The sequence below is a fragment of the Rhodococcus parequi genome (assembly GCF_046042785.1).
Classification (GTDB): Bacteria; Actinomycetota; Actinomycetes; order Mycobacteriales; family Mycobacteriaceae; genus Prescottella; species Prescottella parequi.
Map to the genome: position 1 here is coordinate 502,246 of NZ_JBDLNV010000004.1, position 24,465 is coordinate 526,710.

Genomic DNA, 24,465 nt, shown 5'->3' on the forward strand with positions numbered 1-24,465 from the left:
GTTCGACATATCGGTGACCACTCAGTGGAACAACATGTCTTCACATCAGGAGGACCATTATGAAAATGCACGGCAGAGTTGCACTGGTGACCGGGGCTGCGCAAAGTCAGGGACGCAATCACGCGGTGGCGATGGCATCCGAGGGGGCCGACGTCATCGCGATCGACATCTGTCGGCAGCTCGATCTCGTCCCCTACCCGATGGGAACATCCGACGGGCTGGCCGAGACCGCTCGCCTGGTCGAAGCGGCAGGCCGGCGCGTGCACGCTGCAGAGGTCGACGTGCGGGACCGAACCGCCCTCACGCGAGCCGTCGCGAAAGGTGTCGAAGAGTTCGGGCGGCTCGACATCGTCGTGGCCAACGCCTCCATATGCACGGTGCAACGGCACGAGGACGTGACCGACGAGATCTGGAGGACGACGCTCGACGTCAACCTCACCGGCGTGTGGAACACCAGCGCCGCCTCCATACCTCACCTGGAGGCCACCGGCGGAGGGAACATCGTCGTCACCGGGTCGACGGCGAGCACGATCGGACTGCCGTTCTACGCGCCGTACGCGGCGTCGAAGCACGCCCTCACCGGCCTGTGCAGGTCCCTGGCGCTCGAACTGGCCGACAGGAACATCCGAGTGAACATGATCAACCCCACCGGGGTCGACACGCCCCAGGGGCACTCGCAGGTGCTTCCCGACCTGCTGGCGCAGCGCCCCGACCTCGCGCCCATCTTCGTCAACTCGTTGCCGGTCGAACGCATCGACGCGTCGGATGTGACGAACGCGCTCATGTACCTCGCATCCGACGACGCGCGGTACGTCACCGGTATCTCACTGCCGGTCGACGCCGGGTCGACCATTCGCTGAACTCACCCAACCACCAACCACCGCAAACACTTCGACCGACGAGGAGATTCCATGACCAGGGTTGTCTACGCCCGCAGTGTGCACGACGAGCGCGAGATCGAGGCGTGCCTCGAGGTCCTGCGTGGTGGCCCGTTCGCGCTGAAGATCGGCAAGAACGTCGCCGAGATGGAGCGCAAGGTCGCCGACCTGTACGGCAAGAAGCTGGGCTTGATGTGCAACTCGGGCTCGTCCGCGCTGTACCTGGCGCTCGAGCTGCTGGATCTGCCGACGGGCTCGGAAGTCATCACCTCGCCGCTGACGTTCTCGACGGATGTGTCGCCGATCGTGCGCGGTGGCTGGGTGCCGGTGTTCGTCGACGTCGAGCCCGACACCTACAACGTCGACGTCAGCAAGATCGAGGAGCTGATCACCGACAAGACCAAGGCGATCCTGGTCCCGAACCTGGCCGGCAACGCCCCCGACTGGGATGCGATCCGCGAGATCGCCGACAAGCACGATCTCAAGGTCATCGAGGATTCGTGCGACTGCATCGGTACCACCCTGCGCGGTACCGAGACCGGCTCGCGCTCGGACATCACGGTGACGAGCTTCGCGATGGCGCACATCATCACGTGTGCCGGCAACGGCGGCATGGTGTGTCTCGATGACGAGAAGCTGCGCGACAAGGGTCTGATGCTGCGCCGCTGGGGCCGCCGCTCCGAGCCGCACCTCTTCGGATCCGAACAGGCTCGGACCGGGCGCGTCTTCCGTGAGGACCTCGACGGCGTCGCCTACGACAACGACTTCATCTTCGACGTCCTGCCGTGGAACTTCGAACCGTCGGAGCTCGGTGCCGCATTCGGACTGGTCCAATTGAGCAAGCTCGACACCAATTACAAACGACGAGCGCAGATCTTCGAGGCGTTCTCGGCAGCGTTCGGCGCCTACCCGAGCCTCTTCCGCCTACCGAGGCAGCTCGAGGAATTCCGAACTGCGTGGCTGTGCTACCCGGTGACAGTCAGCGAGAACGCCGGGTTCAGCCGTTCCCAACTCCAGGAGTCACTCGAAGCTGCGGGCATCGACACCCGAACGGTCTGGAGCGGCAACGTCACCCGGCACCCGATGATGCGTAACGTCGAATATCGCATCCCCGAGGGCGGCCTGCCCTTCGCGGACGAGGTGTTCGAGCGCGGCATGTCACTCGGCATGAGCCACGGCATGACCGACGAGGAACTCGACCACGTCGTCGCGAGCATCCACGCGTTCGCATCGCGGTTCGCCGCTCCGCAGGAGAGCTTGTGATGGATGCCCGGCACGCCATGGTGACGGGAGGGTCGAGCGGGATCGGGGCGGCCGTCGTCGACCGGTTCCTCGCGCGGGGGTTGAGGGTCAGCGTGCTCGATCTCGACGTACCCGTCGCACCTGTGGATGGCGTCGACTACTACACGGTGGACGCGACCGACGGCACCGCGGTGGAATCGGTGATGCTCCGCGCGAGCACTCGGGCGCCTCTGCCCGACGTTCTCGTGACCTGCCACGGAATCCGCGGGGCCTACGTTCCCGCGCTCGACATGGATCCCGAACGTGTGCGACGAGTCTTCGACGTCCACGTCATGGGAACGCTCCTGGTCGCCTCGGCGTTCGCACGTCCGCTGGTGGAGGCCCGCAAGCCCGGGTCGATCGTGACGATCTCGTCGACGACGGCCTTCGGCGGCTGGCAACGGCAGGCCGACTACGGCCCGGCGAAAGCCGCTGTCCAGCAACTGAGCAAGAACCTCGCGATCGAGTGGGCACCCCTTCTTCGCGTCAACAGCGTCGCGCCCGGGCACACCCTGACGCCGATGGTCCAGGAGATGATCGATCAGGGCTACGACGTGTCCGCCACCGTGAAACGCACTCCGCTGGAACGCATGTGCGAGCCCGAGGAGATGGCGCGATCGATCGAGTACCTCGCCCTCGACGCGAGTTTCGTGACGGGCCTGTGCCTGCCCGTCGACGGTGGGTGGACGGCTGTCGGCAAATGACCACCGCACGCGTCCCGGTCCGTCGGCTCGGTGATCTTCTCCTGCCTCCGATCGGATTCGGTTCCATGACGATCACACAGGTTCCGGGCTACGACGTCGAGCGCGGTCGGCGGACGGTGCATGCCGCACTCGACGCCGGCGTCAGGTTGTTCGACACCGCAGACGTCTACGGACCCGCGCGGGGCGGTGACGGCGTCAACGAACTGGCGCTCATCGATGCGCTACGGCGGTGGCCGGGCCCACTCGACGACGTCGTCGTGGCCACCAAGGGCGGCCATCTGCGGTTCGCGGTGACCGACACGTGGTGGACCGACGGCCGCCGCGAGCACCTACGGAAAGCCTGCATCGCGTCGATCCGGCGCCTCGGGCTCGACCCGCTCCCCCTCTACCAGCACCACCGACCGGATCCGCAGATTCCGTACGAGGAGTCGATGCTCGCGCTCCGTGACCTCCACGACGAGGGCTTGACAGCGCGGATCGGCATCTCCAACGCCGACCTTCGCCAGATCGAGGTCGCGCAGCAGATCCTCGGCGACGCCTTGGTGGCGGTGCAGAACGAATACTCCCCCAGTGCCAGATCGGCGGAAGTCGAGATACGAGCCTGTGAGGAACGGGGCCTCGCCTTCCTGTCCTGGGGCCCATTCGGAGGTATGAGACAGGCGAAGAGCCTCGGCGAAGAGGGCTCTCCGTTCGAAGCGGTCGCACGAGCCCGCGGCGTGAGCACCCATCGCGTCGCGCTCGCATGGCAGCTTCACCGATCCCCGGTGGTGATACCCATCCCCGGCGCCTCGCGGCCGGAGTCCGTCGTCGATTCGGTCGCGGCGGCGACCTTGGCTCTGACCGCCGACGAACTCGCGCTGCTCGACGGCCCGACCGAACCACACCGACCAAGCGATGACCAGAGGCCGACCGAGCCGCATCGCGGAGAGAGACACTTCCCATGACCAGACAGATGCACCTCGCTGTATTCGCGCAAGGCGTCGGCGTCGGCCAGTCCGTATGGCGTTCGAGGCGAACAGATCCCGCGAACATGCACACCCTCGAACACTGGGCGGCGGTGGCTCGGTCCGCCGAACGCGGCTGCTTCGACGCCCTCTTCATCGCCGATGCGCTGAATCTGTCCCCCGCGATCGCCGCCGACGCCACCGACCGCCCCGATCCGATCGCCGTGCTCGCGGCGCTGTCGGTCGTCACGGAGAAGATCGGTCTGATCGGCACCAGCTCGACGACGTACAACGATCCGTTCACCGTCGCGCGCCAGTTCGCCACCCTCGACCATCTGAGCAACGGGCGCGCCGGCTGGAACGTCGTCACCACCGCGATTCCCGCCGCCGCCGAGAACTACGGCTCCGCCAAGCTCCCGGACCACGAGGATCGCTACGCCCGCGGGGAGGAGTTCGTCGACGTCGTCAGAGCCCTCTGGGACGGGTGGGACGAGGACGCCATCGTCGGCGACCGCGCGTCCGGGGTGTGGGCGGACCCGACCAAGGTTCGCCGCATCGATCATCGGGGCAAGTTCTTCGACGTCGCCGGACCGCTGACCATTCCCCGGTCCCCGCAGGGCCGGCTCCCGCTGGCGCAAGCGGGATCGTCACCCACCGGTATGAGACTCGGCGCGCGCGTCGCGGACCTCGTGTTCACCACCCAGCACGATTTGTCCGCGGGTAAGGAATTCGCCGACGGGATGCGGAGCCTGGTGTCGGCAGCAGGCCGAAGCATCGACGCCGTGAAGATTCTTCCGGGTGTGACACCCATCGTCGGCAGAACCGACGCCGAGGCCCGCGATCTGGCGATCGAGCTGGGATCCCACATCGACGACGGGACCACACTGAAGTTCCTGAACCAGTCGTTCGGCGGCATCGACCTGTCGCGCTTCGACCTCGACGAACCGTTTCCCGATCTACGAGAGTCGTTACCCACCAATGCGAGTGTGTCGCGACCGAAGCTCTTCACCGAGATCGCGCTGCGCGAGGGGCTGACCGTCCGGCAGTTGGCGCAACGCGTCGGCCTGAGCATCGGACACCGCACCCTGGTCGGCTCCGCCGACACCGTCGCCGCCGACCTCGAGCGCTGGTTCCGGTCCGGCGCCGCAGACGGATTCATCGTGCTGCCCGCCGACCTGCCCACTGGATTCGACGAGTTCGTGGACGATGTGGTCCCGCGCCTCCAGGATCGCGGGCTGCTCCGCAGAAAGTATGCCGGTGAGACGCTCCGGGATCATCTCGACGAAAACTGATCGCGAGTCCACGCCCCTATCCGTCCCATCCGCCGCGCCCGCAGGAACGGCCCCCACACCCACCGGTGCGGGGGCCGCGGAAACGGCTGCGTCGCCTCAACGTGCGGACGGGTCGCCGACCTTCAGAACGTCCCGGATCATCCGCCACAGTTCCAGGCGCGCCGGACCGGTGAGCGACAGCTTCGGAAAGGTGAGGAAGCCGTGGAAGAGACCGTCGAAGCGGTGCGCGACAACCGGCACCCCGTCCCCCGCCAACCGTTCCGCGTAGTATTCGCCCGCCGAGCACGGGGGATCGAGTTCCGCCGTGACGACCAGCGCCGGCGGCAGGCCCGCGAGAGTCGCCGCGCGGGTGGGAACCACGAACTCGCTCGACCGGTCACCGGGCGCGTACTGATCCCAGTACCAGCGCATCGCGTCGGTCGTGTTGTAGTAGCCCACGCCGTATTTCGTGTACGACTCGGTTGTGAAGTCGTCGTCGATGACCGGATAGATCAGGATCTGCGCCGCGATCCGCGGAGCACCCCGGTCCCGGGCGGCCAGCGCCACCGTCGCCGCCAGGTTCCCGCCGGCACTGTCGCCGGCAACAGCGATCCGGTCGGGGTCACCTCGATACTCGCCGGCGTTCTCCGACGCCCACAGCAGGGCCGCGTAGACGTCCTCCATCGCAGCAGGCGCCTGATGCTCGGGCGCCAACCGGTAGTCGACCGAGACGATCACGGAGTCGACCGCATCCGCCATCGAGCGGCAGAGCTCGTCGTGGGAGTCCAGATCGCAGAATACGAACCCGCCACCGTGCGCGAACACGATCACCGGGAGCGGGTCGTTCGACTCGGAATGCGGGACGTAGACACGCAACGTCAGATCCCCGCCCGGGCCGTCGATGACGACGTCGCGGGCGATCTCCATGTCCGGCTGGTGCGCGAGCGGCGCCCGACGGGAGGCGATGACCTCACGAAGCTCCGCGGCCGGGAACTTCGTGACGTCCGGGAATCCTGCCTCGAGGACGGCGAGCATCGACTCCACGTCCGGATGCAAATCAGTTCGGCGATCCACTGCCACGTCACAGTTCCTCTCTCGTACCGGATTCGGCCGAGCCGACAGCAACCACACGGGCCCCTGCCACGGCTGAGCCGACTCGTCGCGACGCCACCTTGCAGGACCCTGTCCACTGCCGCAATACCGGCGTCCCAGCGTGCGGGAGACTTTCTCGGACGCGCCGACCGGCACCGGGCAGGCGCGCCACACCGTCGTCCACCCAGCGGGCGACTCCGATGACCCCGGCGGTCTCGGCACAGATACTGCGGGACAGAACCTTTCACAATCGGACCATCCCACACGAGTGTTCAGGAGGACGGAGCACGATGACGCAGAGCTTGATCGGCAGAACCGCTTTGGTCACGGGAAGCAGCCGCGGAATCGGCCGCGCGATTGCGCAGCGGTTGGCGGCGGAGGGCGCCACGGTCGTCGTGACCGCCAGATCCCGGCAGCCATCCGAGTCGACCCGCAACGGGCAGGCCGCGACCCTGGCCGGAAGCCTCGACGAGACTGTCGACCTGATCGAAGCGGCCGGCGGACACGCGATCGCGATCCCTGCCGACATCGACGACCCCCACGATCTGGACAGACTGGTCGACGCCGTCGTCGAGCACACGGGCCGACTCGACATTCTCGTCAACAATGCGGGGTTCGCCGACTACGCCGTGGTCGAGGAGATGACTGCGGAAACCTTCGACCGCACGGTCAACCACTATCTCCGAGTCCCGTTCCTGCTGTCGCAGAAGGTTATTCCGCACATGCGCAAGCAGGGGCGCGGGTGGATCGTCAACATCGGCTCGTCGACGGGGATGTCCCCCATTCGCCCCTTCCGCGACTACAACAAGACGTCGGGCGACGTCCTGTACGCGTCGATGAAGGCGGCGCTGCACCGATTCACGCAAGGTCTCGCGGCCGAGACGCTCGACGACGACATCGCCGTCAATGCCGTGGGCCCGTCGACTGCGATCATGACGCCCGGAGCTGCCGCGCTTCTACCCGACGGCTACGAGACCGAGCCGGTGGAGTACCTGGCCGAAACGGTTCTGGCGATGTGCCGGCTGCCCGCCGCGGAACGGACGGGGCATGTCGCGTTCAGCCTGCACTACCCGTGGAGTACCGGGCTGCCCGTCATGACACTCGACGGCGGAACGGAGCTGCCCCGACGAGAGCCGCCCGAGTGGGCGAACCCCAACATTCGGCCCCAAGGGCTCTGACACGAAACCTGGGAGCCCCGACCGGATCGGTCAGGGCTCCCAGGGATTCGGTCTCGCGTACTAGGCCGTCAGCACCAGCCCCGAAGTGGGGACTCCGGTTCCGGCGGTGACCAGGACGTTCTCGACGTCCGGCACCTGGTTGACGGAGGTGCCGCGGATCTGGCGGACGCCCTCGGCGATGCCGTTCATGCCGTGGATGTACGCCTCACCGAGCTGGCCTCCGTGGGTGTTGATCGGCAGCCGGCCACCCAGCTCGATGGCGCCGTCGGCGATGAAGTCGCGGGCCTCGCCGCGGCCGCAGAAGCCGAGTTCTTCGAGCTGCATCAGCACGTACGGGGTGAAGTGGTCGTACAGCACCGCGGTCTGCATGTCCGACGGCCGCAGTCCCGACTGCTCCCACAGTTGGTCGCCGACCAGGCCCATTTCGGGTAGACCCGTCAGGCCGTCCCGGTAGTAGCTGGTCATGATGTACTGATCCGGTCCACTGCCCTGCGCGGCGGCCGCGACGATCGCCGGTTTGTTCGGCAGATCCTTGGCCCGCTCGGGTGACGTGACGACGATCGCGATGCCGCCGTCCGTCTCCTGACAGCAGTCCAGCAGGTGCAGCGGTTCGGCGATGAACCGCGAGTTCTGGTGGTCCTCGAGCGTGATCGGTTTGCCGTGGAAGAAGGCGTTGGGGTTCACCGCCGCATGTTTGCGGTCGGCGACGGCGACGCGGCCGAAATCCTCACTGGTGGCTCCGTACACGTGCATGTAGCGCTGCGCGACCATCGCCACGAAGGACGCCGGGGTCCCCAGACCGTGCGGGTAGGAAAACGCATTATCGGTGCCCGACGAGTTGACCTGCTGCACCAGACCGGTGTTGACCTGGCCGAAGCGTGCTCCCGAACGCTCGTTGAACGCCCGGTAGGCCACCACGACGTCGGCGACCCCGGTCGCGACCGCCATCGCGGCCTGCTGGATGGTGGCGCACGCGGCGCCGCCGCCGTAGTGGATGCGACTGAAGAACTTGAGGTTCGGGATCCCTACCGAACGTGCCACGGCCGCTTCGGTGTTGGTGTCCATCGTGAACGACGTCAACCCGTCGACGTCGGAGGGCGCGAGGCCCGCGTCGTCGAGCGCGGCCTGGACCGCCTCCGCAGCGAGACGAAGTTCGCTGCGGCCCGAGTCCTTCGAGAAATCGGTGGCTCCGATGCCGACGATCGCGGCCTTGCCGGACAGTCCACTCATGCTCGCCCTCCATCCGAGTCACCGTTCATGACCAGAGTGACCGTCGACGTGATGTGGTCACCGAGGCTGTCCTTGCCGACCACCTTGACCGTCACCAGTCCGTCGTCCGCCGCGACGACCTCGCCGGACAGATGCAGCGTGTCGTACGCGTACCACGGCACGCCCAGCCGCAGCTTGATCGACGTCAGTCGCGCCCGCGGGCCCGCCCAGTCGGTGACGAACCGCTGCACCAGACCGGTGTCGGTGAGGATGTTGACGAAGATGTCCTTCGACCCGCGTTGCTGCGCCTTGTCCCGGTCGTGATGCACGTCCTGGAAGTCTCTGGTGGCCAACGCTGTCGAGACGATGAACGTGGGGTCGCCGTGGACCGAGAGACCCGGCAGCTGGTCGCCGACCGAGATGTCGAGTGCGCTGGTCATCTCACGACTCCTTCACCGGACGCCACGCATACAGCGTCCAGGGCTCGTTACCGGTCTCGTCGTCGCCGGGGAAGTCCAGGAACTGGGCCTGGACCGGCATACCGACGGCGACCTCGGACGGGTCGACGTCGCGCAGCTCACCGAGCATGCGCACACCCTCCTCGAGCTCGACGAGCGCCACCACGAACGGCAGCGACCGGCCGGGCACCTTGGGGGCGTGGTGCACGACGAAGCTGAACACCGTGCCGCGGCCGGACGCCACGACGTAGTCGGTGGTCTCGGTCTTGCCCTTCCACAGCGCAGGCACCGGCGGGTGTTGCAGCGAACCGTCCGGCCGCTGCTGGATCCGCAGTTCGTGCGCGGCCACACCGTCCCAGAAGAACTGCGTGTCCCGCGACGGCGTGGGCCGCATCATCCGCGTCGGATCGAGATCTTCGGGTACCGAGACACTTTCGGACGCAGGAACGTCCTTCGCCGGCGGCATGAACTTCAGGATGCGGAACATCATCTCGGCGACGATCTCCCCCGTACCGTCTTCCCGGGCGACCTTCCAGAAGTTGCGCGTGGTGAAGAACCAGCCCTCGCCGAGTCCGGTCTTCTTGGGGCCGACGACCTCCTCGAGCGTCGACTCGATCGTCACCTCCTCACCCGGGCGCAGGTAGCGGTGGTAGATCTGGTCGCAATTGGTCGCGACCACCGACGTGTATCCGGCGTCGTCGAGAATCTGGGTCATTCGGCCCAGCGGATCGTCCTCCTCGCGGACCGCACCGAGACCGCGCATGGTCCACACCTGCGCCATTGCGGGTGGCGCGACGATCCCGCCGTGACCGGCCGCGACGGCGGCGTCCTCGTCCACGTAGATCGGGTTCTCGTCGCCGATCGCCTCGAGCCAGTTGCGGATCATCGGCGTGTTGATCGGATCGCGGCCCGCGCGGGCCTTGCTCGCGCCGCCCGCCTTGATCTGCTCGGCACCCGCGAGAATCTGTGCAGTCACGTCGTTCTCGCTCATCGCGGCACCTTCGGCAGTCCCAGTCCGGCCACCGCGATCAGTTCGCGCATGACCTCGTTGACGCCGCCACCGAAGGTGATGACGACGTTGCGCTTGACCTGGACGTCGAGCCAGTGCATGAGTGCGGCCGTCTCCGGGTCACCCGGGTCGCCGTGCGCGCCGACGATCTCGTCCACGATCCGGCCCACCCGCTGGATGCGTTCGGTGGCAAACACCTTGGTGGCCGACGCGTCCGCCACGTCGACGTCTCCCGTGGCCGCCGCGACCTGCCAGTTGAGCAGCTCGTTGAGCCGGTACGTCGCGTGGATCTCACCGAGTCCGCGGCGAACGTCGTCGAGCTCCAACAGATCCCGCTTCGCAGCCCAGTCGTGGACCTTCTCGTACAGCCCCGCGACGCGGCCGGCCGGACCCAGCATGACGCGCTCGTGGTTGAGCTGCGTCGTGATGAGCCGCCAGCCCTTGTTCTCCTCGCCCACCAGCATGCTCGCCGGCACGCGGACGTCGGTGTAGTACGTGGCGTTGACGTGGTGCGCACCGTCGGCGGTGATGATCGGGGTCCACGTGAAACCCGGGTCCTCGGTGTCGACGATCAGGATCGAGATACCGCGGTGGCGCGACTCGGCGTCACCGGTACGGACGGCGAGCCAGATGTAGTCGGCGTCGTGTCCACCGGTGGTGAAGATCTTCTGGCCGTTGACGACGTACTCGTCACCGTCACGGACCGCGGTTGTCCGCAGCGCCGCGAGGTCGGTCCCGGCGTCGGGCTCGGAGTAGCCGATCGCGAAGTGCACCTCACCGGCGAGGATGGCGGGCAGGAACTTTCGCTTCTGCTCCTCGGTGCCGTAGGTCATCAGCGTCGGGCCGACCGTCTGCAGCGTCACCGACGGCAACGGAACATCGGCGCGCACAGCCTCGTTGACGAAGATCTGCTGCTCGATCTCACCGAAGCCGCGGCCACCGAACTCGACCGGCCAGCCGACGCCGAGCCAACCGTCCTTGCCCATCCGGCGGATGACCTCACGGTAGGTGGGTCCGTGCCGTTCGGTGAGCATGATCTCGGCCTCGGCCGGCGAGATCAGACCGGAGAAGTAGCGGCGCAGTTCCGCCTGCAGCTCACGCTGTTCGGGCGTCAGATCGATGAACACCGGGCCCCCACGAGGTCGAGTCGGTACGAGGCGCCGCCGACGAGGCGCGCCAGGTCTTTGGCGATGGAGAAGTAGCGATGCATCGGGTACGTGACGTCCACGCCGATGCCGCCGTGCAGGTGGTGCAGCGTCCGCATCGCGGCCGGGATCTCGGTTGCGATCCAGTACGCCGTGACGTCGAGATCGCCTGCAGCATCGAGACCTTCGTGCACCCGCCACGCCGACGACAGGGCCGCGACGTGCAGCGTCCTGGACGTGACGTAGACGTCGGCGATCTGCTGGGCCACGGCCTGGAACGCCGCGAGCGGCTTGCCGAACTGCTCTCGGGTCGTGAGGTGATCGGCGGCCAGTGCCGTTGCGCCGGCGAGCAGGCCGTCGGCATACGCGCCGATGCTCGCGAGCGCGATCCGGTGCAGCGTCGCGACACCTTCCAGCCCGCCACCGAGGACGTCGGCCGCCGGAATACGCACGGCGTCGAACTGGACCGAGAACTCCGGCCCGCCGGACGACGTGGCACTCGGGGTGAGGGTGACACCCGGCGCGTCCGGCGCCACGAGCACCACGCCGACGTCGGTGGGCACCAGGATGCGGTGCGCGATGTCGGCGAACGGCACCGCGATCTTGCGGCCGGTCACGACGACGTCGGTGCCGTCCGTGACGGCGGTAGTCGAGGGCAGCGCCGGGAAGGCCGATCCCTGTTCCATGAGCGCCGCGGTGAGCACCCGCCCGGCGGCGATGCCGTCGAGCAGCGCGTCCTGCTGGTCGGTCGAGCCGAGCGCGAGCACCGGGAGCACGCCGAAGCCCAGGGTCGCGAGGGCCGGGACCGGCGCGGCGCCGCGCCCGACCTCGGTGAGCATCGTCGCGACCTCGAGCACCCCGAGGCCGTCGCCGCCGAGCCGCTCCGGCACCGCGAGGGAGAGCAGGTCCGCCTTCGCGAGCGCCTGCCACAGCTCGGGGCTGAAGCCGCCGGTGTCGGCGGGATCGGTGTGCTCGCGGGCCAGCAGGCCCACGACGATCTCCGCCACCGTTTCTTGTGTCTGATCCAGAGAGAAATCCACGTTGCCGATCCCGCCTACGATTTAGAACGTGTTCCAGTTGTATCACCTGCAGGGTAACGGAGAAAGTCCCCCGCGATCGAGAACAAGTTCACCTCCTCCCGGACGCCACGGCAACCATCGTTCCGGCCGCGCATTCGGAGAGCCGCCCCGCCGGTCCGCCACCGCTGCCGACAACTCCTGTTCGGAGACGACCCACTCGCGGAGTGGTCGGTGTGACCGAGTCGACAGCACCACTCCCGCGCGGATCCGGTCGATACGCGAACACCCGCCCGGGGCGTCCGGGCGGGTGTCGTTCGCAACGTCGGTCCTCCGTCAGCCGCGGGGCAGCCCCAACAGCTGCTCGGCCGCGACGGTGAGCAGGATCTGGGTGGTACCGCCCGCGATGGACAGGCAGCGAGTGTTGAGGAACTCCCGCGTGAGCGGGCCCTCGACCCAGCCGGCTTCTCCCGCGAGCTCGACGGCGAACTCCGCGACGCCCTGACGGTTCCGCACACCGACGAGCTTGCGCACGCTCGACGCCGGCCCGGGGTCCTGGCCGTCGAGCTGACGCAGCGTCGTGCGGAGCTCGAGCAACGAGCCGACAAGCGCCTCGGAGATCAACGCGCCCAGGTGATCGGCGGTCACCGCGTCGGGCTCGCCCGCCAGCTCGAGCAGCTCCTCGACGGCCTTGCCGAGCGACGACCCGCCGCTCATCGCGACCCGTTCGTTCGCGAGCGTCGTGCGGGCCAGCTTCCAGCCGCCGTTCACCTCGCCGACCACGCACTCGTCCGGGATCACCACGTCGTCGAGGAACACCTCGTTGAACAGCGCGTCGCCGGTGATCTCGCGCAGCGGCGAGATCCGGATGCCCGGGGTCTTCATGTCGAGTAGGAAGTACGTGATGCCCTTGTGCTTCGGCGCGTCCTTGTCGGTGCGGGCCAGGCAGATGCCCCAGTCCGCCTCGCGGGCGAGCGACGTCCACACCTTCTGCCCGTTGAGCTTCCAGCCACCGTCGACCTTCTCCGCGACCGTGCGCAGCGACGCCAGATCCGAGCCCGCGCCAGGCTCGGAGAACAGCTGGCACCACGTGATCTCGCCGCGCAGCGTCGGCAGCGCGAACCGTTCGATCTGCTCCTGGCTGCCGTGTTCGAGAACCGTCGGGACCGCCCACCAACCGATGACGAGGTCCGGTCGCTCGACGCCGGCCGCCGCCATCTCCTCGGCGATGAGGATCTGCTCGGCGGCGCTCGCCCCGCGGCCGTACGGACGCGGCCAGTGCGGCGCGGCGTACCCCGACTCGGCGACCGCGACGCGGCGCTCCGCCTCCGGCACCGCCGCGAGCGCGACGACGTCGTCGCGGATCGCGGACCGCTCCGACTCGAGTTCGGACAGGTCGATCGTCAGGTGGCGGCGTGCGCCGGCGCGGGTCAGCTCGGTCACCCGGGCGCGCCAGACGTTGCTGCCCCCGAGGAACTGCTTGTTCGAGACCGCGCGCCGCAGGTAGTAGTGCGCGTCGTGCTCCCACGTGAAGCCGATGCCGCCGAGGATCTGGATGCAGTCCTTGGCGTTCTGGACGGCCGCGTCCAGCGCGACGGCAGCCGCGACCGCCGCCGCGACGGGCAGTTCGGACGTGCCGGCATGTGCGGCGTCGGGGTCCGGCAGCGCGTCCTCGGCCGCGACGGCAGCGTCCCACGCGACGGCGCGCGCCTGCTCGACGCGGCACAGCATTTCGGCGCACAGGTGCTTGATCGCTTGGAACGAGCCGATCGGCTTGCCGAACTGCTCGCGGATCTTGGCGTACTCGACCGCGGTCCGCAGGCTCCAGCCCGCCACCCCGGCCGCCTCCGCCGCGACCAGCGTGGCCGCGAGGTCACGAACCAGTTCCTGCGCGACACCGGTGACGACCCGATCGGACGCCACGGCGACGCCGTCGAAGCGGACCCGAGCCACGCCACGGCTCTTGTCGAGGATGTCGAGCGGCTCGACCGTCAGCCCCGCGGCCGCACCGTCCACGAGACACCACACGACATCGGAACCGGAGCGTGCCGGCACCAGCACCGCGACGCCGGGCTCACCGCCGAGGGCGTTGCCCCCGTCACCGGACAGGACGAGTCCGCCGTCCGCGTCGGGGGTCGCCTCGAGCGCCGGGGTGTCGAGCACCACCGAGACCGGCAGTTCGCCCTCGGCGATCTGTCCGGCCCACGCCTTCGCGGCGGCGCCGTCGCAACGTCCGAGCACGAGGCCTGCGAGCGCCGTCGGTAGAACGGGTCCGCCCACGAGCTCGACGGCCGACTGCTCCAACATCGCAGCGAGATCCACGATCTGTCCGCCGACCCCGCCGACCGACTCCGGAACACCCACGGCAAAGAGCCCCAACTGCGCCACCGAGGGCCAGGTCCGGCGCCAGAAGTCCGCAGGTCCCTCGCGTAAAATGGCAAGCGGGGCCGCTGAGCGCGCCCACGCCTGAATCGACTCCTGGACGGCCTTCTGTTCGTCACTCGTGGCGATTGTCACAACGGCTACCCACCTTTCGTGGATGACATATTCATTTAGAACGTGTTCTAATATGCTCGGCCGTCAAGAGTCAAGGCGTGAAGGAAACTGTCGATGACCACCTCATCTCGATCCCGCTCCACCGGGGGTTCGGTCTCGACCCTCAGCGAGGACGATCTCAGCTCGAACGCTCAGCGCGAGCGCCGCAAGCGGATCCTCGATGCAACCCTGACGCTCGCGTCCAAGGGCGGCTACGAGGCCGTGCAGATGCGTGCGGTCGCCGAGCGCGCCGACGTCGCCGTCGGCACCCTGTATCGCTACTTCCCGTCGAAGGTGCACCTGCTGGTGTCGGCGCTCGCCCGCGAGTTCGAGCGGATCGAGTCCAAGGGCAAGATCCCCCCGGGCCACAGCCCGCTCGAGCGGATGCAGCTCATCCTCGGCCAGATCACCAAGGCGATGCAGCGTGATCCCCTCCTCACCGAGGCGATGACCCGCGCGTTCATGTTTGCGGACGCGTCCGCGGCGGCCGAGGTCGACCAGGTCGGCAAGCTCATGGACACCCTGTTCGCCCGGGCCATCACCGACGGCGATCCCACCGAGGAACAGCTCGCGGTCGCACGCGTCATCAGCGACGTGTGGCTCTCGAACCTCGTGGCGTGGCTCACTCGCCGGTCCTCGGCCACCGACGTCGCCAAGCGCCTCGAACTGACCGTGGAACTGCTGCTCGGCGACGGGTCGAAGACTCCGTTCTGACCGGTATCGGTGCCCCGGTACCGGAACGCGACGCGCCAGCCCGTCCGCAATCGCTTAGGTTTGAACCTGTGAGCGCTCTGGATCTGCCGATCGAACTTCGCCGGGCCCTGTCCACCGTGGCCCGGACTCCTCGCCTGCTCGTCGCGTCCGACTACGACGGCACCATGGCGCCTATCGTCAACGACCCCGAGAAGGCCTATCCGCACGCGGAGTCGGTGCGCGCACTGCGCGCGCTGGCCGGCCTGGCCGCCACCACCGCCGCCGTCATCTCCGGGCGGGCGCTCAAGGACCTGGCGACGCTGTCCCGGCTGCCCGCCGAGGTGCAGTTGGTCGGCAGCCACGGGTCGGAGTTCGACGTCGGATTCGTGCACGCGATCGACGCGAACGCCCGCAAACTGCTGAGCGAGGTCACCGCGGAGTTGTCCCGGATCGCCGATCTGCACCCCGGCGTGACCGTGGAGACCAAGCCCGCCAGTGCCGCCCTGCACGTGCGCAACGCGAGCCCCGAGGCGGGCGCGAAGGCACTTGCCGCCGTCCACGCGGAGGCCGCGCTGTGGACCGGCGTGCAGGTCACCGAGGGCAAGGCCGTCGTCGAACTCGCGGTCGTCGCGACCGACAAGGGCAACGCCCTCGACATTCTCCGCCACCAGGAGGCCTCCACGGCCGCGGTGTTCTTCGGCGACGACGTCACCGACGAGAAGGCGTTCGGGCGCCTCCAGGGCCCCGATCTCGGCATCAAGGTCGGCGAGGGCGACACCCTCGCCGAGTACCGCGTCAGTTCCACCGAGGACGTCGCGGCCGCGCTGGCCTTCCTGCTCGAGGAGCGGCGCACCTGGCTCTCCGGCGCCGACGCCCCGCCCATCGAGCGGCTGACGATGCTCGCCAGCCCCCGCTCGGTGGCGCTGATCACCCCCGACGCGAACATGACGTGGCTGTGCCATCCCGAGCCGGATTCGGCCGCGGTGTTCGCCCATCTGCTCGGCGGCACCGAGGCCGGCCACTTCAGCGTCGGCCCGCAGCGCGAGGCGCTGCCGCTGAGCCAGCAGTACATCGACGGGACCATGACGGTGCAGACGCGCTGGTCCAGCCTCACGGTCACCGACTACCTGCCGCACGACGTGCAGCCGAGCCGCACCGATCTCACCCGCGTCATCACGGGCCGCGCGAAGGCGGTCGTCAGCTTCGCGCCCCGACCGGAGTTCGGTCAGGTTCCCGTGCAGCTGGAGCCGGAGACCGACGGACTTCGAGTCTCCGGCACGAGCGAGCCGATGGTGCTGCGCTCGCCCGGGGTGCACTGGGACATCACGAGCGACGGCACCCAGCAGACCGCGCATGCGGTCGTCGACCCCTCCCAGGGGCCGGTCGTTCTCGAACTGCGTTGCGGTACCGAGGATCTCGGACCCTCACTGCTGTCCGAGCCGGAGCGCCGGGAGATCGCCGAATCCTACTGGCGCGACTGGGCGCAGACGCTCGACCTGCCGCCGCTCAAGCCGGATCTGATGAAGCGGTCCGCCCTCACGCTGCGCGGGCTGGTGCACGCGCCGAGCGGCTCGATCCTCGCGGCCGCCACGACGTCGTTGCCGGAGGAGATCGGCGGCGTCCGCAACTGGGACTACCGCTACTGCTGGCTGCGCGATGCGGCACTGACCGCGTCGGCACTCGTCAGCCTCGGCTCCCTCGCGGAGGCCGAGAACTATCTCGAGTGGGTGCACGGCGTCCTCGAGACCCTGCACGGCCCGGAGCGACTGCACCCGCTCTACACGCTGTACGGAACCGGGCTACCGCCCGAGGCCGTGATCGACTCGCTGCCGGGGTACGCCGGATCCCGGCCGGTCCGCGTCGGTAACGCCGCCAACCAGCAGGTGCAGCTGGACGTCTTCGGCCCCATCGTCGACCTCATCTCCAATCTGGCCCTGGCCCGGCAGAAGAAGGGCATCACCGGGTCGGACGCACTCACCGACCGCGACTGGGAACTCGTGTCCGCGATGGTCGAGGCCGTCGAACGGCGCTGGAGCGAACCCGACCACGGCATCTGGGAGATCCGCGACAACCCCCGGCACCACGTGTACTCGAAGGTGATGGGGTGGCTCACCGTCGACCGCGCCCTCACGCTGGCCGAGAACTTCGGCCGTCCGGCGCGCGAGACGTGGGCGGCGCTGCGCGAGGAGATCGCCGAGGAGGTGACCGAGAAGGGGTGGAACGCGGACGTCGAGTCCTACACCGCCGCCTACGACGGCACCGACCTCGATGCCGCGACGCTGCACATCGGGCTGTCCGGGCTGATCGACCCGAAGGACGAGCGGTTCGCCGCAACGGTGGTCGCGACGGAGGCCGAGCTGCGCAGTGGCTCCACCGTGTACCGATACCACCACGACGACGGGCTGCCGGGCATCGAGGGCGGCTTCCATCTGTGCGCGGCGTGGCTCGTGGAGGCGTATCTCCTGATCGGCCAGCGGTCCGACGCCGAGGCCCTGTTCAAGCAGTTGGTGAACGCGGCGGGGCCGACGGGACTGTTGGCGGAGGAATACGATCCCGTGGCCGAGCGCTCGCTGGGCAACCATCCGCAGGCGTACAGCCACCTGGGGCTGTTGCGGTGCGCGCAACTGCTGAGTGCCGACGCAACGCGGTAGGGGTCTGTCGCTGTGAAACCTGTTGCTCGGCGGTCGATTCGATCCGGAGGGCGCTACGGCTCGGGCGGAGAGGCCGCGGTGTGACCGCGCACCAATTCGGTCTCGAGCATCTCGACGGTCGTGACACCGGAGTCCGAGCCGGACATCAGTAGCGCTCCGGCCCGCCGGCCCTTGTCCTCCTGCGGCTGACGGACCGTCGTCAGGCCCTCGCGCAGCGCCTCCTCGATCCCGTCGAAGCCGGTGATCGACAGGCGGCCGGGGACGTCGAGGCCCTCGCACCGCGCCCAGTCGAGCGCGCCGAGTGCGAGCACGTCGGTGGTGCACACCAGCGCCGTGATGTTCGGGTTCACCGCGAAGGCCTGCGCCGCCGCGGAATGACCCGACTGCGCCGTGTGCTCGTAGCGTTCGATGACGGCGAGCGACGACGGATCCAGCCCGGCATCGGACATCGCGTCCCGCACACCGGCGATCCGCTCGCGCTGGACGTGGAAGTTGGGGGCGTACAGGCGCTCGCCGGTCACCACCCCGTCCGCACGATCACGACCGAGCCGCATACAGAGGACGCCGATCTCCCTGTGCCCCAGCGAGATCAGGTAGTCGGCAACCTTCCGCATCGCGCCGCGGTCGTCGATACCGATGAGCGAGGCGCCCGGGAGCTCGCGGGGCTGGTCGCAGATGACGGTCGGCAGGTGCCGCTCCCGCACGGCAGCAAGGTAGGGATCGTCGTCGGCCACGGAGTACACGACGAAGCCGTCGACACCGGCCTGCTGCACCACCGCTGCGGCCTCGACGTCGTCGCGCCCGGGCCCCGCCGGAATGAGCAGCAGCCCCTGTCCGGCGGTCTCGCACGATTCGGTGAGGCCCGCGAGGAAGCTCATCGCGGCGGGGTCCCGGAACGAATAGCTGAGGGCCTCGGTCAGCAACAGCCCCACCGCGCCCGCGCGACGGGTACGCAGCGAGCGGGCGACCGGGTCGGGGCCCGGGTATCCGCGGCGCTTCGCGGCCTGGAGCACGCGTTCGCGCAGTTCGGCCGACAGCTGATCGGGACGGTTGTACGCATTCGAGACCGTCGTCCGCGAGACCTTCAGCTCGGCGGCGAGCGACGCCAGAGTGGCTTGGCGACGTGGCTGTCGAGACCTTGGCATAACGGGACGGTAGCGGTTCGGCGGCCCCAGGGCGAACCGGAACTTGCCCCGGAACGATACGACCTGCACGGTTTCCGCTAAAGTGAAACGGAAACGATTACCAATAAGGTTGTGGCCCGGCACCGGGTCGACGCTCATCCGAGTCGTGATCAGGAGAAGAACAAGTGCGCATGCCTCGAAGGTTCCGTGCCTCACGAACCACAGCGGCGGCCCTCGGTGCTGCCCTCACCGCCCTGGCCCTCACGGCCTGCGGCACCTCCCCCGGCTCCGACGGCGAGATCCGTGTCGTCGCGTCCACCAACGTGTGGGGCAGTGTCGCGCAGGCCGTCGCGGGCGACCGACTCGAGGTCACCTCGATCATCACCGAACCGTCGGCCGACCCACACTCCTACGAGGCCAGCCCCGCCGACGCCGCGAAGATCACCGATGCGTCCCTCGTCGTCCTCAACGGCGGCGGGTACGACCAGTTCGTCGAGGACGTCCTGAAGTCGGCCGGGGACAAGCCGACGGTCGACGCGTTCGATCTGTACGAGGAGCGCACCGGCACGCACGCCACCGAGTCCGCCGAGGAGCACGCGGGCCACTCGCACGGTTCGGTCAACGAGCACGTCTGGTACGACGTCCCCACCGTCGACGCCACCGCCGACGCGATCGCCGTCGAACTCGGCAAACTCGATCCCGAGGGCGCCGACGTCTACACCCGCAACGCGGAGGCGTTCCGCGTGCAACTGCGTCAGGTGTCCGAGAACACGGCCGCGATCGCGGCTACCCATCGCGACGCGCCCATCGCGCAGACCGAACCCATCGCGCACTACCTGCTGCAGGCCGCAGCGTTGAAGGACGTCACCCCCGAGGCGTTCACCAGTGCGATCGAGAACGGCACCGACCCGTCGCCGGCGTCGATCGCCGCGACGCGTGAGCTGCTGGCGGACAAGAAGGTGCGCGTCCTCGTCTACAACTCGCAGACCGTCGACAAGGTCACCGAGAACATCCGCGAGAACGCCGAGAACGCGGGCATCCCGGTCGTCGAGGTCACCGAGACCCTGCCCGAGGGCATGGACTTCGTGCAGTGGCAGACCGCTACCGCGCAGTCGCTCGCCGACGCCCTGAACGGGGCGTCGTGAGCGGCACCCCCGCGGTCGAACTGCGCGACGCCTGCCTGGCATTCGGTGAGCGCACGCTCTGGTCCGGCCTGAACCTGGCGGTCGAGCAGGGCGAGTTCATCGCAGTCCTGGGGCCCAACGGCTCGGGCAAGACGTCGCTGCTCAAGGTCCTGCTCGGACAGCTCGCGCCGACGTCCGGCACCGTCCGGATCGCCGGCACCCCGGCCAGGGCCGGTAACGCCCACGTCGGGTACGTCCCGCAGCAGAAGTCCCTCGACGAGGGGCTGCCGCTCCGCGGACGCGACCTCGTCGGGCTCGGTGTCGACGGGCACCGCTGGGGTACCGGGCTGTTCGGGCGCGCCAGGCGGCGCGCGATCGTCGACTCCGCCATCGCGCAGGTCGGCGCCGAGGCGTACGTCGACGCACCCATCGGGTCGATGTCGGGCGGCGAACAGCAGCGGCTGCGGATCGCGCAGGCCCTCGTCGGCGATCCCAAGGTGCTGCTGTGCGACGAGCCACTACTCAGCCTCGACCTCGCCAACCAGCACCGCGTGTCCGAACTGATCGACCGCCGGCGCCGCGACCACGACACCGCGGTCCTCTTCGTCACCCATGAGATCAACCCGATCCTGCCGCTCGTCGACCGCGTCCTCTATCTGGTCGACGGCAAGTTCCAGATCGGGACGCCCGAGGAGGTCATGACCTCCGAGGTGCTGTCCGACCTGTACCGCACCGACGTCGAGGTGCTGCACGTGCGCGGCCGCCTCGTGGTCGTCGGCACCGGCGACGCCATCGATGCGCTCGGCAGCGGCGGCGGCCCCCGCCCCGGCGAGGGCGTCCACCACACCGAGGACCACGCATGAGCAACAAATTCACCGACGCGATGTCACACCTGTTCGACTTCTCCGCGACCGCCGACCTGCTGCGCTACGACTTCGTGCAGCAGGCCCTGATCGCCGGCGCGATCCTCGGCCTGCTCGCCGGCGTCATCGGCCCGCTGATCGTGAGCCGGCAGATGTCGTTCGCGGTGCACGGGACGTCGGAGCTGTCGCTGACCGGCGCGTCGGCCGCGCTGCTCATCGGCGTCGGGGTCGGGATCGGCGCCGTCGTCGGATCCGTCGTCGCCGCCGTGCTGTTCGGTCTGCTGGGAACCAAGGCGCGCGAACGCGATTCGGTGATCGGCGTGATCATGGCGTTCGGCCTGGGCCTGTCGGTGCTGTTCCTGTGGGCGTACGACGGCCGCACCGGCACCAGCTTCTCGCTGCTGGTGGGTCAGATCGTGGCGCCCGGCAACTCGGGACTGGCGCTGCTGCTCGGTTGCGCGGTCGTCGTCCTCGGCACATTGTCGGTGATCTACCGGCCGCTGCTGTTCGCGAGCACCGACCCCGAGGTCGCCGCGGCCCGGGGCGTGCCGGTCCGGGGTCTGTCGATCGTGTTCGCGGTCCTCGTCGGCATCACCGCCGCGCTGGGCGTGCAAATCGTCGGCGCCCTGCTCGTCATGGCGCTGCTGATCACCCCGGCCGCCGCGGCCGGGCACGTCACCGCGAACCCGCTCAAGGCGACGGTCCTGGCGGTGCTGTTCGCCGAGCTGGCCGCCGTCGGCGGCATCCTGCTCTCGCTCGCGCCTGGCGTTCCGGTGTCGACGTTCGTCACCACGATCTCGTTCGTGATCTACCTGGTGTGCCGCGCGATCGGCGCGTCACGGCGACGGTCGGCGGGGCGCGTGGTCGTCCCGGCCGGAGAGCACGTCCACGCCTGACAACGCCCGGACGCGGGAAAGCGCTACCACTCGACGGGTCGTCGGGCGGTAGCGCTTTCTCGTTCAGGGCAGTGCTACCGCTCAGCGGGCTGTGCCTCGTAGGTGACCCAGTTCGTTCGCTTCGCGAGCGTGTCGTAGAGCGCCTGCGCCTGATGGTTGTCCTCGGCGGTCACCCACTGCACCACCGAGCGTCCCTCGGCCGCGGCCATTTCGGTGAGCCGTCCGATCAGGGCCCGCCCCACACCCCGGCCGCGGGCGGCGGGGTCGGTGAACAGGTCGTCGAGGAAGAGGCCGGTGGTGCCGGTGTACGGGGAGGAGAAGCGGCGGTGGTGCGCGAAGCCGAGAACCGCGCCGTTCGATTCCGCGATCAGAGCCTTGCACTCGTGCCGCGGGTCCATCAGCCAGCCCCAGGCGCGGGACACGACCGTCTCGGATTCGGGCAGCTCGTAGAACGCGCGATACGCGCGGAAGAGGACACGCCAGCGTGCCTCGTCGGCAGGGAGGAGAGGCCGGATCGTCGTGGTGGTTGTCATGGGTGTGCTCCTGTCGGTGGTCGAGGTCGATGCGCTGTGGGTGGAACGCCGCGCTACCGGCAGGCGGCAGCGATCAGTTCCCGGAGGTGGGCGGCTTCGGGCTCCCCGAGGGGCAGCTGAGGCAGCCGAGGGGGCCCCGCCTCGACGCCGATGCTGCGGAGACCGGATTTGATCGTGGTCGGGAGACCGCGGCTGACGATCATGTCGAGGACGGGGCGGATCCGGAGGAAGAGTTCGGTGGCCTCGTCGTCCCGCCCGGCGGCGATCGCACGGTGGAACTCGACGATCCGGTCCGGGATCAGACACGGCGCGGCCGTGCACCAGCCCGCGGCACCCGCCCGAAACGCCTTCTGCGCAAGCGGGTTACTGCCGTTGAAGAACGGCAGTTCGCCACCACTGAGGTCGCCGAGCCGGTGCATGCGCGAGATGTCCCCGCTGGACTCCTTGACCATCGTGATGTTCTCGACGGTCGAAACGAGGTCGAACAGGAACTCCGCGGACAGGTCGATACCCGTGGTCGCCGGGTTGTTGTAGACCATCACCGGGATGCCGACCGCGGCTGCGACGGTGGTGAAATGCTGCCGGACCTCCTCCTCGGTGAGACGCCAGTACGAGATCGGCAGCGCCATCACGGCTGTGGCGCCGAGACGCTCCGCGATCTGCGCCCGCCGGACCGTGCCGGCGGTCGTCAGGTCGGAGACCCCGACGACGGTCGGCACCCGGCCGTCGACGTGCCGGACGGTTTCGGCCGCGACGGTGATCCACTCGTTGCGGTCGAGGTAGGCGCTCTCCCCGGTGCTCCCCAGGGGCGCGATCGCATCGACACCCGCGCCGATCATGCGGTCCAGCAGCAGATGCAGGACGTGGACGTCGATCCTGCCGGGGTCGCGAGCGTCGAACGGCGTCACGGGATACGCGACGATTCCACGGATGGTGGTCAAGGTGCACTCCAAGCTGGTTCGGTGATTGTCGGTCGTCGAGTCAGTGGCGGTCGATCGCGTCCGGGTGCGAGCGCAGGGCCTTGCGGGCGTAGTAGGCGAAGTTGGCTTCGCTGCGCCGCGGGGTCAGCGTCCAGTCGTGCGCTTCCTTCGCCAGCCGCGGCGGCAGCGGCTTGATCTCGCCGGCCGCCATGGCGAGCAGTTGCAGTCGCGCCGCACGTTCGATCAGGTGGGCCATCGAACAGGCCTCCTCGACGGTGGCCCCCACGACCAGCTGCCCGTGGTGCGCGAGCAGGATCGCGCGCTTGTCGCCCAGTGCGGTGGAGATGATCTCGCCCTCCTCGTTGCCGACGGGAACACCCGGCCAGTCGGGCAGGAAGGCGCAGTCGTCGTAGAGCGGGGCGGTGTCCATCTGCGAGACCTGCAGCGGGATCTCGAGCATCGACAACGCGGCCGCGTGCAGCGGGTGCGTGTGGACGATGCAGTTCACATCGGGTCGTGCCCGGTAGATCCAGCTGTGGAATCTGTTGGCCGGATTGGCCATTCCGCTCCCCTCGATCACCTCCAGATCCTCGTCGACGAGCAGCAGATTGCCCTCGGTGATCTCGTCGAATCCCAGACCCAGCCGCTGGGTCAGGAACGTTCCCGGCCGGGTGCCGCGCGCGGAGATCTGGCCTGCCAGTCCGGAGTCGTGACCGGCGTCGAACAGAGCGCGGCACGTGAGGGCGATCTTCTGCCGGTCCGTCCACTGTGTCGTCGGCACCTCGGTGAGCATCGCCGCCTTCGCGGTTTCCATCAGCTCGGTCTTGCCGAGGTTCATCGTCGTCGCCATCGTCGGGCTCCCTTCAACCGAAACGAGTGAGTGACACATTGAGCACTATATGACACAAGGTGTCCTATCGTGCAACCGAGTAGATCGATCG

Annotated in this window: 22 protein-coding genes; 11 read left to right on the forward strand and 11 right to left on the reverse strand. The window is 68.6% G+C overall.

The annotated features are described in order from the left end of the window. Positions 1–65: 65 nt before the first annotated feature. Genes ABEU20_RS14045 through ABEU20_RS14065 form a run of 5 tightly spaced genes read left to right on the forward strand, consistent with a single transcriptional unit; the run spans position 66 to position 5,099 of the window. Complete coding sequence (locus ABEU20_RS14045) at positions 66–860, forward strand: mycofactocin-coupled SDR family oxidoreductase (RefSeq protein ID WP_420165015.1); 795 nt, start codon at positions 66–68, stop codon at positions 858–860. A 51-nt stretch (positions 861–911) separates the two neighbouring features. Beyond that, positions 912–2,141, forward strand: coding sequence for a DegT/DnrJ/EryC1/StrS family aminotransferase (locus ABEU20_RS14050; protein WP_420165016.1), 1,230 nt, complete (start codon positions 912–914; stop codon positions 2,139–2,141). Continuing rightward, positions 2,141–2,863: an SDR family NAD(P)-dependent oxidoreductase gene (locus ABEU20_RS14055; RefSeq protein WP_420165017.1), complete on the forward strand. Its 723-nt coding sequence runs from the start codon at positions 2,141–2,143 to the stop codon at positions 2,861–2,863. Before ABEU20_RS14050 ends, ABEU20_RS14055 begins: the two co-directional genes overlap by 1 nt. Then, positions 2,860–3,807, forward strand: a complete 948-nt coding sequence (locus ABEU20_RS14060; RefSeq protein ID WP_420165018.1) for an aldo/keto reductase — start codon at positions 2,860–2,862, stop codon at positions 3,805–3,807. Before ABEU20_RS14055 ends, ABEU20_RS14060 begins: the two co-directional genes overlap by 4 nt. Next, entirely contained in the window at positions 3,804–5,099 is a 1,296-nt protein-coding gene (locus tag ABEU20_RS14065) for an LLM class flavin-dependent oxidoreductase (protein WP_420165019.1), read from the forward strand. The genes ABEU20_RS14060 and ABEU20_RS14065 overlap by 4 nt, the downstream gene beginning before the upstream one ends. Positions 5,100–5,195: 96 nt before the next feature. Here ABEU20_RS14065 and ABEU20_RS14070 read toward each other — a convergent pair whose 3' ends face one another. After that, the gene (locus ABEU20_RS14070) at positions 5,196–6,113 is read right to left on the reverse strand and encodes an alpha/beta hydrolase (protein WP_420165136.1); all 918 of its coding nucleotides are present in this window, start codon (positions 6,111–6,113) and stop codon (positions 5,196–5,198) included. Positions 6,114–6,460: 347 nt separating this feature from the next. On the opposite strand from ABEU20_RS14070, the gene ABEU20_RS14075 reads away from it, so the two are divergent. After that, complete coding sequence (locus ABEU20_RS14075) at positions 6,461–7,348, forward strand: SDR family NAD(P)-dependent oxidoreductase (protein ID WP_420165020.1); 888 nt, start codon at positions 6,461–6,463, stop codon at positions 7,346–7,348. A 60-nt stretch (positions 7,349–7,408) separates the two neighbouring features. On the opposite strand, the gene ABEU20_RS14080 is transcribed toward ABEU20_RS14075, so the two are convergent. The 6 genes from ABEU20_RS14080 to ABEU20_RS14105 all read right to left on the reverse strand — a co-directional run bounded on the left by ABEU20_RS14080 (position 7,409) and on the right by ABEU20_RS14105 (position 14,702). Next, positions 7,409–8,578 carry a lipid-transfer protein gene (locus ABEU20_RS14080; RefSeq protein ID WP_420165021.1) on the reverse strand — a complete coding sequence of 390 codons (1,170 nt, stop codon included), beginning with the start codon at positions 8,576–8,578 and terminating at the stop codon, positions 7,409–7,411. After that, positions 8,575–8,997 (reverse strand): MaoC family dehydratase, encoded by a 423-nt coding sequence (locus ABEU20_RS14085; RefSeq protein ID WP_420165022.1) that lies wholly within the window; start codon positions 8,995–8,997, stop codon positions 8,575–8,577. Before ABEU20_RS14085 ends, ABEU20_RS14080 begins: the two co-directional genes overlap by 4 nt. A 1-nt stretch (position 8,998) precedes the next feature. Continuing rightward, complete coding sequence (locus ABEU20_RS14090) at positions 8,999–10,006, reverse strand: bifunctional MaoC family dehydratase N-terminal/OB-fold nucleic acid binding domain-containing protein (RefSeq protein WP_420165023.1); 1,008 nt, start codon at positions 10,004–10,006, stop codon at positions 8,999–9,001. Next, positions 10,003–11,151, reverse strand: coding sequence for an acyl-CoA dehydrogenase family protein (locus tag ABEU20_RS14095; RefSeq protein WP_420165024.1), 1,149 nt, complete (start codon positions 11,149–11,151; stop codon positions 10,003–10,005). Before ABEU20_RS14095 ends, ABEU20_RS14090 begins: the two co-directional genes overlap by 4 nt. After that, complete coding sequence (locus ABEU20_RS14100; protein WP_420165025.1) at positions 11,136–12,209, reverse strand: acyl-CoA dehydrogenase family protein; 1,074 nt, start codon at positions 12,207–12,209, stop codon at positions 11,136–11,138. The genes ABEU20_RS14095 and ABEU20_RS14100 overlap by 16 nt, the downstream gene beginning before the upstream one ends. A gap of 312 nt (positions 12,210–12,521) precedes the next feature. Continuing rightward, entirely contained in the window at positions 12,522–14,702 is a 2,181-nt protein-coding gene (locus tag ABEU20_RS14105; protein ID WP_420165026.1) for an acyl-CoA dehydrogenase family protein, read from the reverse strand. Positions 14,703–14,795: 93 nt separating this feature from the next. Here ABEU20_RS14105 and kstR point away from each other — a divergent pair, with 93 nt between their 5' ends. Further along, positions 14,796–15,434, forward strand: coding sequence for a cholesterol catabolism transcriptional regulator KstR (gene kstR, locus ABEU20_RS14110; RefSeq protein ID WP_420165027.1), 639 nt, complete (start codon positions 14,796–14,798; stop codon positions 15,432–15,434). 68 nt (positions 15,435–15,502) lie between these two features. Next, a complete protein-coding gene (gene otsB, locus ABEU20_RS14115) occupies positions 15,503–18,064 on the forward strand; it encodes a trehalose-phosphatase (RefSeq protein WP_420165028.1) in 2,562 nt (853 codons plus the stop codon). Between the two features lie 53 nt (positions 18,065–18,117). On the opposite strand, the gene ABEU20_RS14120 is transcribed toward otsB, so the two are convergent. After that, a complete protein-coding gene (locus ABEU20_RS14120) occupies positions 18,118–19,209 on the reverse strand; it encodes a LacI family DNA-binding transcriptional regulator (protein WP_420165029.1) in 1,092 nt (363 codons plus the stop codon). A gap of 170 nt (positions 19,210–19,379) precedes the next feature. On the opposite strand from ABEU20_RS14120, the gene ABEU20_RS14125 reads away from it, so the two are divergent. Genes ABEU20_RS14125 through ABEU20_RS14135 form a run of 3 tightly spaced genes read left to right on the forward strand, consistent with a single transcriptional unit; the run spans position 19,380 to position 22,071 of the window. After that, positions 19,380–20,333, forward strand: a complete 954-nt coding sequence (locus tag ABEU20_RS14125; RefSeq protein ID WP_420165030.1) for a metal ABC transporter solute-binding protein, Zn/Mn family — start codon at positions 19,380–19,382, stop codon at positions 20,331–20,333. Further along, positions 20,330–21,175: a metal ABC transporter ATP-binding protein gene (locus tag ABEU20_RS14130; RefSeq protein ID WP_420165031.1), complete on the forward strand. Its 846-nt coding sequence runs from the start codon at positions 20,330–20,332 to the stop codon at positions 21,173–21,175. Before ABEU20_RS14125 ends, ABEU20_RS14130 begins: the two co-directional genes overlap by 4 nt. Further along, entirely contained in the window at positions 21,172–22,071 is a 900-nt protein-coding gene (locus ABEU20_RS14135) for a metal ABC transporter permease (RefSeq protein ID WP_420165032.1), read from the forward strand. The genes ABEU20_RS14130 and ABEU20_RS14135 overlap by 4 nt, the downstream gene beginning before the upstream one ends. A gap of 74 nt (positions 22,072–22,145) precedes the next feature. Here ABEU20_RS14135 and ABEU20_RS14140 read toward each other — a convergent pair whose 3' ends face one another. From ABEU20_RS14140 to ABEU20_RS14150, 3 genes are read right to left on the reverse strand one after another with little or no spacing between them, the layout of a single operon-like run. Then, entirely contained in the window at positions 22,146–22,604 is a 459-nt protein-coding gene (locus tag ABEU20_RS14140) for a GNAT family N-acetyltransferase (protein WP_420165033.1), read from the reverse strand. 53 nt (positions 22,605–22,657) lie between these two features. Next, positions 22,658–23,545 carry a dihydrodipicolinate synthase family protein gene (locus tag ABEU20_RS14145; RefSeq protein ID WP_420165034.1) on the reverse strand — a complete coding sequence of 296 codons (888 nt, stop codon included), beginning with the start codon at positions 23,543–23,545 and terminating at the stop codon, positions 22,658–22,660. 40 nt (positions 23,546–23,585) lie between these two features. Then, positions 23,586–24,374, reverse strand: coding sequence for an aldolase (locus tag ABEU20_RS14150; RefSeq protein ID WP_420165035.1), 789 nt, complete (start codon positions 24,372–24,374; stop codon positions 23,586–23,588). Between the last annotated feature and the right edge of the window lie 91 nt (positions 24,375–24,465).